Raw genomic sequence first — 10,883 nt, forward strand, 5'->3', positions numbered from 1 at the left:
TATGTTCTTTGAAAACTAGATAACAGTGTAGCTCATATTTTTTTAATTTTAGTTTGGTTAAGTTAGAAAGGGCGCACGGTGGATGCCTTGACACTAGGAGTCGATGAAGGACGGGACTAACGCCGATATGCTTCGGGGAGCTGTAAGTAAGCTTTGATCCGAAGATTTCCGAATGGGGAAACCCACTATACGTAATGGTATGGTATCCTTACCTGAATACATAGGGTATGGAAGACAGACCCAGGGAACTGAAACATCTAAGTACCTGGAGGAAGAGAAAGCAAATGCGATTTCCTGAGTAGCGGCGAGCGAAACGGAACATAGCCCAAACCAAGAGGCTTGCCTCTTGGGGTTGTAGGACATTCTATACGGAGTTACAAAGGAACGAGGTAGACGAAGCGACCTGGAAAGGTCCGTCGTAGAGGGTAACAACCCCGTAGTCGAAACTTCGTTCTCTCTTGAATGTATCCTGAGTACGGCGGAACACGTGAAATTCCGTCGGAATCTGGGAGGACCATCTCCCAAGGCTAAATACTCCCTAGTGATCGATAGTGAACCAGTACCGTGAGGGAAAGGTGAAAAGCACCCCGGAAGGGGAGTGAAAGAGATCCTGAAACCGTGTGCCTACAAATAGTCAGAGCCCGTTAATGGGTGATGGCGTGCCTTTTGTAGAATGAACCGGCGAGTTACGATCCCGTGCGAGGTTAAGCTGAAGAGGCGGAGCCGCAGCGAAAGCGAGTCTGAATAGGGCGTTTAGTACGTGGTCGTAGACCCGAAACCAGGTGATCTACCCATGTCCAGGGTGAAGTTCAGGTAACACTGAATGGAGGCCCGAACCCACGCACGTTGAAAAGTGCGGGGATGAGGTGTGGGTAGCGGAGAAATTCCAATCGAACCTGGAGATAGCTGGTTCTCCCCGAAATAGCTTTAGGGCTAGCCTTAAGTGTAAGAGTCTTGGAGGTAGAGCACTGATTGAACTAGGGGTCCTCATCGGATTACCGAATTCAGTCAAACTCCGAATGCCAATGACTTATCCTTAGGAGTCAGACTGCGAGTGATAAGATCCGTAGTCAAGAGGGAAACAGCCCAGATCGCCAGCTAAGGTCCCAAAGTGTGTATTAAGTGGAAAAGGATGTGGAGTTGCTTAGACAACTAGGATGTTGGCTTAGAAGCAGCCACCATTTAAAGAGTGCGTAATAGCTCACTAGTCGAGTGACTCTGCGCCGAAAATGTACCGGGGCTAAATACACCACCGAAGCTGCGAATTGATACCAATGGTATCAGTGGTAGGGGAGCGTTCTAAGTGCAGTGAAGTCAGACCGGAAGGACTGGTGGAGCGCTTAGAAGTGAGAATGCCGGTATGAGTAGCGAAAGACGGGTGAGAATCCCGTCCACCGAATGCCTAAGGTTTCCTGAGGAAGGCTCGTCCGCTCAGGGTTAGTCAGGACCTAAGCCGAGGCCGACAGGCGTAGGCGATGGACAACAGGTTGATATTCCTGTACCACCTCTTTATCGTTTGAGCAATGGAGGGACGCAGAAGGATAGAAGAAGCGTGCGATTGGTTGTGCACGTCCAAGCAGTTAGGCTGATAAGTAGGCAAATCCGCTTATCGTAAAGGCTGAGCTGTGATGGGGAAGCTCCTTATGGAGCGAAGTCTTTGATTCCCCGCTGCCAAGAAAAGCTTCTAGCGAGATAAAAGGTGCCTGTACCGCAAACCGACACAGGTAGGCGAGGAGAGAATCCTAAGGTGTGCGAGAGAACTCTGGTTAAGGAACTCGGCAAAATGACCCCGTAACTTCGGGAGAAGGGGTGCTTTCTTAACGGAAAGCCGCAGTGAATAGGCCCAAGCGACTGTTTAGCAAAAACACAGCTCTCTGCGAAGCCGTAAGGCGAAGTATAGGGGGTGACACCTGCCCGGTGCTGGAAGGTTAAGGAGAGGGGTTAGCGTAAGCGAAGCTCTGAACTGAAGCCCCAGTAAACGGCGGCCGTAACTATAACGGTCCTAAGGTAGCGAAATTCCTTGTCGGGTAAGTTCCGACCCGCACGAAAGGTGTAACGATTTGGGCACTGTCTCAACCAGAGACTCGGTGAAATTATAGTACCTGTGAAGATGCAGGTTACCCGCGACAGGACGGAAAGACCCCGTGGAGCTTTACTGTAGCCTGATATTGAATTTTGGTACAGTTTGTACAGGATAGGCGGGAGCCATTGAAACCGGAGCGCTAGCTTCGGTGGAGGCGCTGGTGGGATACCGCCCTGACTGTATTGAAATTCTAACCTACGGGTCTTATCGACCCGGGAGACAGTGTCAGGTGGGCAGTTTGACTGGGGCGGTCGCCTCCTAAAGTGTAACGGAGGCGCCCAAAGGTTCCCTCAGAATGGTTGGAAATCATTCGTAGAGTGCAAAGGCATAAGGGAGCTTGACTGCGAGACCTACAAGTCGAGCAGGGACGAAAGTCGGGCTTAGTGATCCGGTGGTTCCGCATGGAAGGGCCATCGCTCAACGGATAAAAGCTACCCCGGGGATAACAGGCTTATCTCCCCCAAGAGTCCACATCGACGGGGAGGTTTGGCACCTCGATGTCGGCTCATCGCATCCTGGGGCTGTAGTCGGTCCCAAGGGTTGGGCTGTTCGCCCATTAAAGCGGTACGCGAGCTGGGTTCAGAACGTCGTGAGACAGTTCGGTCCCTATCCGTCGTGGGCGTAGGAAATTTGAGAGGAGCTGTCCTTAGTACGAGAGGACCGGGATGGACGCACCGCTGGTGTACCAGTTGTTCTGCCAAGGGCATAGCTGGGTAGCTATGTGCGGAAGGGATAAGTGCTGAAAGCATCTAAGCATGAAGCCCCCCTCAAGATGAGATTTCCCATAGCGTAAGCTAGTAAGATCCCTGAAAGATGATCAGGTTGATAGGTTCGAGGTGGAAGCATGGTGACATGTGGAGCTGACGAATACTAATAGATCGAGGACTTAACCATATAATATGTAGCAAATGTTATCTAGTTTTGAAGGAATATGCCTTCATAGTTTGGTGATGATGGCAGAGAGGTCACACCCGTTCCCATACCGAACACGGAAGTTAAGCTCTCTAGCGCCGATGGTAGTTGGGACCTTGTCCCTGTGAGAGTAGGACGTCGCCAAGCAAAAACCTAAGTCGTTTCGACTTAGGTTTTTTTGTGTTTATTTTTATTGCTTGAAATATAAAGGTAAGAATTACCTTTTGTGAAAATATAATCGAGATGTAAAAAGAATATTTGTAATCTTACATAACCTTTTGTGTTTTTAAAGGATTTTACATAAGAAAAAATCTATAATTAAGGTAGTTAACATATATTTTTGATGGGTGTGGGGGATTATGAAAGAAATATGCATGTTATTAGTGGCTGTTATATTATGGGGGACAGCTATTGCACCAACAAAATGGGTGTTAGAATCTATTCAGCCGTTTACTTTGTTGTTTATTCGTCTTTTCTTTGCAGGTGGAATTTGTATGCTATTTTCATTTAAGCAACTACAAAAATCAGTTGTACATAAAAAAGTTCCATGGCAAAGAATGAGTTTGTTAGCCTTTACCGGTGTAGCTGGGTATTTCATGTTCACATCGTATGGTATTTCTTTAACAAGTGGATTACATGTTAGTATCATAGATGCTGCATTACCATTAGTTACAATTCTTTTTTCAGCATTCTTCTTGAAAGAGAAAATTCGATTGAATTATTGGATAGGGATTATATTGGGTACTATAGGAGTACTCTTTATTACGATTCCATCTAAAAGTGCTGATCAAGAAGTGTCTTTAATAGGAGATATACTGATATTATTAAGTACTTTTCTATTTGCTTTCTACACGGTTTTGCTAAAACAACCAAAACAAGAACAGTATTTATCAAACGAGGTTTTTACAACATTAACTTTAATTATCGGAGCTGTTATTCTATTACCGTTTGCACTGGTAGAAATTCTTTATTACGGTTTACCAAAGATTGAAACTTGGAAAACGGGACTTAGTGTAATATACCTTGTTATTGGAGCAACAATTTTAGCATATTGGTTTTGGAATAAAGCGCTAGAGAGAGTTTCAGCATCAGTAAGCGGATTATATTTAAATGCATTACCATTAATAAGTATCGCTACTTCAATTATTCTATTAAATGAGTCTCTGACATGGAGGGTAATAATGGGAGCGAGTTTAGTTTTAATCGGAGTAGGATGGGCGGATAAGCAAAAGTTATGTAATCTATTAAAAGGTAATAAGGTGGAGAATAGAGACTGTTAAACAGTATGATTTATATAATTGAAATGTTAAAAAGATACCTTATATATGAGGTATCTTTTTTATTTAGCAAAGATAATAGACTAAAATTAGTATGGATATTCTTTGCTGTATTTATATGTGTCGAAATCATTTTGAAATATTGTTTGAACAAGTTGTATACATTCAGTATCATAAAAGCTTTCAAAAGTTGGATGACGGGGAAATAAAGGATCAGTAATATCAGCTTCGCTAAAATTCCCTTTATAAATCATGGCGGGAGTTTGATGATGCCATGATGTTGAGAACTCATTTATTGGTGCGGTTTTTAATTCGAAACGCTTTTCTAATTCTTTCATTTCCTGATCGAAGTTTTCTAAGTATATATAATTGGTCACATATTCTTCTTCACCAGCTATATATTGTTGTGTGAAATGTGGGTTAATATCACTTGCGTGAGCCCCTTTCATAAATAGATAGTATAAAAATTGTTTGAATGAGATCCCTTTGGGGGAATTTTCATCTTGATATAAAAACTTTCGGATGGGTTTCCATTCCGGATTTTCCATATAAGGAGGTCCAATTAAGGACACGAAAGAACTGACTGCTCTCCTATAAGGGTTACGAACAAGTTTAAACGTTTCTTTTTGTTTTTCTCGTAACGCTACACCTAGTCGTACACTATAGGCAGGTGTACTTTTGTATATATCGTATTCAAAATTATGAATGAAAGGACTATAACTTAGAGCTGTTTGCAATAAATCAATCTGGTAAAAGAACCAATTGGCAAGAGAAGTGCAACCGCTTTTTTGACTCCAAAATAGAATGATGGGAAACTTCCTATGATAGTGTGGGCTTCTTGAATGGGCGCTTATGGTGTTTAATAAATAAGGATTGAACAAGTTCTACACTCCTTTCACTTGTTTTACTGATATGTATGAGGAATAAAGAGGTGGTATGAGAGTCTTTTTCATCTTTTTTAAAAAAATGAAAGATTAATATTGACTATTAGTATATATAGTTGTAATATAGAACAAGTCGCCGATGACATTAACGTCGCAAGCGACAAACGAAATAAAAAACTTAGTTGACATTAACTAACGAAGATGTTAACATAAGGAAGTCGCAAATGAGCGACCAAGTAGTTCTTTGAAAACTGAACGAAACAAACAACGTGAAACGTCAATTTTTATTTTTAGATGCTAGACAAACTAACTTTATTGGAGAGTTTGATCCTGGCTCAGGATGAACGCTGGCGGCGTGCCTAATACATGCAAGTCGAGCGAATGGATTGAGAGCTTGCTCTCAAGAAGTTAGCGGCGGACGGGTGAGTAACACGTGGGTAACCTGCCCATAAGACTGGGATAACTCCGGGAAACCGGGGCTAATACCGGATAACATTTTGAACTGCATGGTTCGAAATTGAAAGGCGGCTTCGGCTGTCACTTATGGATGGACCCGCGTCGCATTAGCTAGTTGGTGAGGTAACGGCTCACCAAGGCAACGATGCGTAGCCGACCTGAGAGGGTGATCGGCCACACTGGGACTGAGACACGGCCCAGACTCCTACGGGAGGCAGCAGTAGGGAATCTTCCGCAATGGACGAAAGTCTGACGGAGCAACGCCGCGTGAGTGATGAAGGCTTTCGGGTCGTAAAACTCTGTTGTTAGGGAAGAACAAGTGCTAGTTGAATAAGCTGGCACCTTGACGGTACCTAACCAGAAAGCCACGGCTAACTACGTGCCAGCAGCCGCGGTAATACGTAGGTGGCAAGCGTTATCCGGAATTATTGGGCGTAAAGCGCGCGCAGGTGGTTTCTTAAGTCTGATGTGAAAGCCCACGGCTCAACCGTGGAGGGTCATTGGAAACTGGGAGACTTGAGTGCAGAAGAGGAAAGTGGAATTCCATGTGTAGCGGTGAAATGCGTAGAGATATGGAGGAACACCAGTGGCGAAGGCGACTTTCTGGTCTGTAACTGACACTGAGGCGCGAAAGCGTGGGGAGCAAACAGGATTAGATACCCTGGTAGTCCACGCCGTAAACGATGAGTGCTAAGTGTTAGAGGGTTTCCGCCCTTTAGTGCTGAAGTTAACGCATTAAGCACTCCGCCTGGGGAGTACGGCCGCAAGGCTGAAACTCAAAGGAATTGACGGGGGCCCGCACAAGCGGTGGAGCATGTGGTTTAATTCGAAGCAACGCGAAGAACCTTACCAGGTCTTGACATCCTCTGAAAACCCTAGAGATAGGGCTTCTCCTTCGGGAGCAGAGTGACAGGTGGTGCATGGTTGTCGTCAGCTCGTGTCGTGAGATGTTGGGTTAAGTCCCGCAACGAGCGCAACCCTTGATCTTAGTTGCCATCATTAAGTTGGGCACTCTAAGGTGACTGCCGGTGACAAACCGGAGGAAGGTGGGGATGACGTCAAATCATCATGCCCCTTATGACCTGGGCTACACACGTGCTACAATGGACGGTACAAAGAGCTGCAAGACCGCGAGGTGGAGCTAATCTCATAAAACCGTTCTCAGTTCGGATTGTAGGCTGCAACTCGCCTACATGAAGCTGGAATCGCTAGTAATCGCGGATCAGCATGCCGCGGTGAATACGTTCCCGGGCCTTGTACACACCGCCCGTCACACCACGAGAGTTTGTAACACCCGAAGTCGGTGGGGTAACCTTTTTGGAGCCAGCCGCCTAAGGTGGGACAGATGATTGGGGTGAAGTCGTAACAAGGTAGCCGTATCGGAAGGTGCGGCTGGATCACCTCCTTTCTATGGAGAATTGATGAACGCTGTTCATCAATATAAGTTTCCGTGTTTCGTTTTGTTCAGTTTTGAGAGAACTATCTCTCATATATAAATGTATGTTCTTTGAAAACTAGATAACAGTGTAGCTCATATTTTTTTAATTTTAGTTTGGTTAAGTTAGAAAGGGCGCACGGTGGATGCCTTGACACTAGGAGTCGATGAAGGACGGGACTAACGCCGATATGCTTCGGGGAGCTGTAAGTAAGCTTTGATCCGAAGATTTCCGAATGGGGAAACCCACTATACGTAATGGTATGGTATCCTTACCTGAATACATAGGGTATGGAAGACAGACCCAGGGAACTGAAACATCTAAGTACCTGGAGGAAGAGAAAGCAAATGCGATTTCCTGAGTAGCGGCGAGCGAAACGGAACATAGCCCAAACCAAGAGGCTTGCCTCTTGGGGTTGTAGGACATTCTATACGGAGTTACAAAGGAACGAGGTAGACGAAGCGACCTGGAAAGGTCCGTCGTAGAGGGTAACAACCCCGTAGTCGAAACTTCGTTCTCTCTTGAATGTATCCTGAGTACGGCGGAACACGTGAAATTCCGTCGGAATCTGGGAGGACCATCTCCCAAGGCTAAATACTCCCTAGTGATCGATAGTGAACCAGTACCGTGAGGGAAAGGTGAAAAGCACCCCGGAAGGGGAGTGAAAGAGATCCTGAAACCGTGTGCCTACAAATAGTCAGAGCCCGTTAATGGGTGATGGCGTGCCTTTTGTAGAATGAACCGGCGAGTTACGATCCCGTGCGAGGTTAAGCTGAAGAGGCGGAGCCGCAGCGAAAGCGAGTCTGAATAGGGCGTTTAGTACGTGGTCGTAGACCCGAAACCAGGTGATCTACCCATGTCCAGGGTGAAGTTCAGGTAACACTGAATGGAGGCCCGAACCCACGCACGTTGAAAAGTGCGGGGATGAGGTGTGGGTAGCGGAGAAATTCCAATCGAACCTGGAGATAGCTGGTTCTCCCCGAAATAGCTTTAGGGCTAGCCTTAAGTGTAAGAGTCTTGGAGGTAGAGCACTGATTGAACTAGGGGTCCTCATCGGATTACCGAATTCAGTCAAACTCCGAATGCCAATGACTTATCCTTAGGAGTCAGACTGCGAGTGATAAGATCCGTAGTCAAGAGGGAAACAGCCCAGATCGCCAGCTAAGGTCCCAAAGTGTGTATTAAGTGGAAAAGGATGTGGAGTTGCTTAGACAACTAGGATGTTGGCTTAGAAGCAGCCACCATTTAAAGAGTGCGTAATAGCTCACTAGTCGAGTGACTCTGCGCCGAAAATGTACCGGGGCTAAATACACCACCGAAGCTGCGAATTGATACCAATGGTATCAGTGGTAGGGGAGCGTTCTAAGTGCAGTGAAGTCAGACCGGAAGGACTGGTGGAGCGCTTAGAAGTGAGAATGCCGGTATGAGTAGCGAAAGACGGGTGAGAATCCCGTCCACCGAATGCCTAAGGTTTCCTGAGGAAGGCTCGTCCGCTCAGGGTTAGTCAGGACCTAAGCCGAGGCCGACAGGCGTAGGCGATGGACAACAGGTTGATATTCCTGTACCACCTCTTTATCGTTTGAGCAATGGAGGGACGCAGAAGGATAGAAGAAGCGTGCGATTGGTTGTGCACGTCCAAGCAGTTAGGCTGATAAGTAGGCAAATCCGCTTATCGTAAAGGCTGAGCTGTGATGGGGAAGCTCCTTATGGAGCGAAGTCTTTGATTCCCCGCTGCCAAGAAAAGCTTCTAGCGAGATAAAAGGTGCCTGTACCGCAAACCGACACAGGTAGGCGAGGAGAGAATCCTAAGGTGTGCGAGAGAACTCTGGTTAAGGAACTCGGCAAAATGACCCCGTAACTTCGGGAGAAGGGGTGCTTTCTTAACGGAAAGCCGCAGTGAATAGGCCCAAGCGACTGTTTAGCAAAAACACAGCTCTCTGCGAAGCCGTAAGGCGAAGTATAGGGGGTGACACCTGCCCGGTGCTGGAAGGTTAAGGAGAGGGGTTAGCGTAAGCGAAGCTCTGAACTGAAGCCCCAGTAAACGGCGGCCGTAACTATAACGGTCCTAAGGTAGCGAAATTCCTTGTCGGGTAAGTTCCGACCCGCACGAAAGGTGTAACGATTTGGGCACTGTCTCAACCAGAGACTCGGTGAAATTATAGTACCTGTGAAGATGCAGGTTACCCGCGACAGGACGGAAAGACCCCGTGGAGCTTTACTGTAGCCTGATATTGAATTTTGGTACAGTTTGTACAGGATAGGCGGGAGCCATTGAAACCGGAGCGCTAGCTTCGGTGGAGGCGCTGGTGGGATACCGCCCTGACTGTATTGAAATTCTAACCTACGGGTCTTATCGACCCGGGAGACAGTGTCAGGTGGGCAGTTTGACTGGGGCGGTCGCCTCCTAAAGTGTAACGGAGGCGCCCAAAGGTTCCCTCAGAATGGTTGGAAATCATTCGTAGAGTGCAAAGGCATAAGGGAGCTTGACTGCGAGACCTACAAGTCGAGCAGGGACGAAAGTCGGGCTTAGTGATCCGGTGGTTCCGCATGGAAGGGCCATCGCTCAACGGATAAAAGCTACCCCGGGGATAACAGGCTTATCTCCCCCAAGAGTCCACATCGACGGGGAGGTTTGGCACCTCGATGTCGGCTCATCGCATCCTGGGGCTGTAGTCGGTCCCAAGGGTTGGGCTGTTCGCCCATTAAAGCGGTACGCGAGCTGGGTTCAGAACGTCGTGAGACAGTTCGGTCCCTATCCGTCGTGGGCGTAGGAAATTTGAGAGGAGCTGTCCTTAGTACGAGAGGACCGGGATGGACGCACCGCTGGTGTACCAGTTGTTCTGCCAAGGGCATAGCTGGGTAGCTATGTGCGGAAGGGATAAGTGCTGAAAGCATCTAAGCATGAAGCCCCCCTCAAGATGAGATTTCCCATAGCGTAAGCTAGTAAGATCCCTGAAAGATGATCAGGTTGATAGGTTCGAGGTGGAAGCATGGTGACATGTGGAGCTGACGAATACTAATAGATCGAGGACTTAACCATATAATATGTAGCAAATGTTATCTAGTTTTGAAGGAATATGCCTTCATAGTTTGGTGATGATGGCAGAGAGGTCACACCCGTTCCCATACCGAACACGGAAGTTAAGCTCTCTAGCGCCGATGGTAGTTGGGACCTTGTCCCTGTGAGAGTAGGACGTCGCCAAGCAAAAACCTAAGTCGTTTCGACTTAGGTTTTTTTGTGTTTATTTTTATTTACCGAATGTTATAATCCATAAATTTAATAACGCTAAAGACGAAAAAAGAATGAAATAGAGACTTTTAAAATAGGACACATTATTTCTATCATAAGTATATATTTTAAATAATGAGATGCTATAAATAAGTATTCAATAATTACAACAATTACTGCGATAGAAAAAATAAATAGGATAATAGCGTAGTTCTTTCTTTCATGTTTATCCTCCTTAGAAATTAAATCGTTATAATAAAAGTTCTATTGATGTGTAGAATACAAGAGTGTACATATTTTGATTTAAAACATACTGAAGTACTATATAAACGATTATAAGTAAATAGATCTCTAGAAATATATATTCTAATTCCCTTTTCTTCTTGCATATAGTTGCAATTCTTCTTTTGAATATAACTAAAACACGAACGTTATTGACTACTAATAAAAAAACATTCGATTATTTATTGACATCGTTTATGAAATATTGTTAATATAGCCATAGAAACAATAATATAAGACCTCATATAATCGCGGGGATATGGCCTGCAAGTCTCTACCTAACGACCGTTATTCGTTAGACTATGAGGGAAAGTCACTCGGTAT

General features: G+C 45.8%; 2 protein-coding genes, 5 rRNA genes, 1 pseudogene and 1 riboswitch. Of the genes and pseudogenes, 6 read left to right on the plus strand and 2 right to left on the minus strand.

Annotated features, from left to right (window positions below):
- Positions 1-55 precede the first annotated feature (55 nt).
- From BCG9842_RS01540 to BCG9842_RS01550, 3 genes are all read left to right on the plus strand, one after another.
- Positions 56-2,977 (plus strand): 23S ribosomal RNA (locus BCG9842_RS01540).
- Between the two features lie 49 nt (positions 2,978-3,026).
- Positions 3,027-3,142 (plus strand): 5S ribosomal RNA (rrf, locus tag BCG9842_RS01545).
- Between the two features lie 212 nt (positions 3,143-3,354).
- Positions 3,355-4,275, plus strand: coding sequence for a DMT family transporter (locus BCG9842_RS01550; RefSeq protein WP_000658297.1), 921 nt, complete (start codon positions 3,355-3,357; stop codon positions 4,273-4,275).
- Between the two features lie 86 nt (positions 4,276-4,361).
- Here the strand turns inward: BCG9842_RS01550 and BCG9842_RS01555 are convergent, their stop codons facing one another.
- A complete protein-coding gene (locus tag BCG9842_RS01555; RefSeq protein ID WP_000483044.1) occupies positions 4,362-5,153 on the minus strand; it encodes a sulfotransferase family 2 domain-containing protein in 792 nt (263 codons plus the stop codon).
- A gap of 315 nt (positions 5,154-5,468) precedes the next feature.
- On the opposite strand from BCG9842_RS01555, the gene BCG9842_RS01560 reads away from it, so the two are divergent.
- The 3 genes from BCG9842_RS01560 (at position 5,469) to rrf (BCG9842_RS01570) (ending at position 10,253) form a co-directional block, all read left to right on the plus strand.
- Positions 5,469-7,020: ribosomal RNA gene (locus BCG9842_RS01560) — 16S ribosomal RNA — on the plus strand.
- Between the two features lie 146 nt (positions 7,021-7,166).
- A 23S ribosomal RNA gene (locus BCG9842_RS01565) occupies positions 7,167-10,088 on the plus strand.
- 49 nt (positions 10,089-10,137) lie between these two features.
- A 5S ribosomal RNA gene (gene rrf, locus BCG9842_RS01570) occupies positions 10,138-10,253 on the plus strand.
- Together the 16S, 23S and 5S rRNA genes form the textbook arrangement of a ribosomal RNA operon.
- Before the next feature lie 43 nt (positions 10,254-10,296).
- On the opposite strand, the pseudogene BCG9842_RS31525 reads toward rrf (BCG9842_RS01570), so the two are convergent.
- A pseudogene (locus tag BCG9842_RS31525) lies at positions 10,297-10,501 on the minus strand (hypothetical protein).
- 279 nt (positions 10,502-10,780) lie between these two features.
- Positions 10,781-10,882: riboswitch (purine riboswitch) on the plus strand.
- The last annotated feature ends 1 nt before the right edge of the window (position 10,883 follow it).

Origin of the sequence: Bacillus cereus G9842 (genome assembly GCF_000021305.1) — a bacterium.
Taxonomy (GTDB): domain Bacteria; phylum Bacillota; class Bacilli; order Bacillales; family Bacillaceae_G; genus Bacillus_A; species Bacillus_A thuringiensis_S.

Coding starts and splice junctions, on each gene's coding strand:
- BCG9842_RS01550 (WP_000658297.1), top strand. CDS start 3,355: ATGAAAGAAATATGCATGTTATTAGTGGCTGTTATATTATGGGGGACA.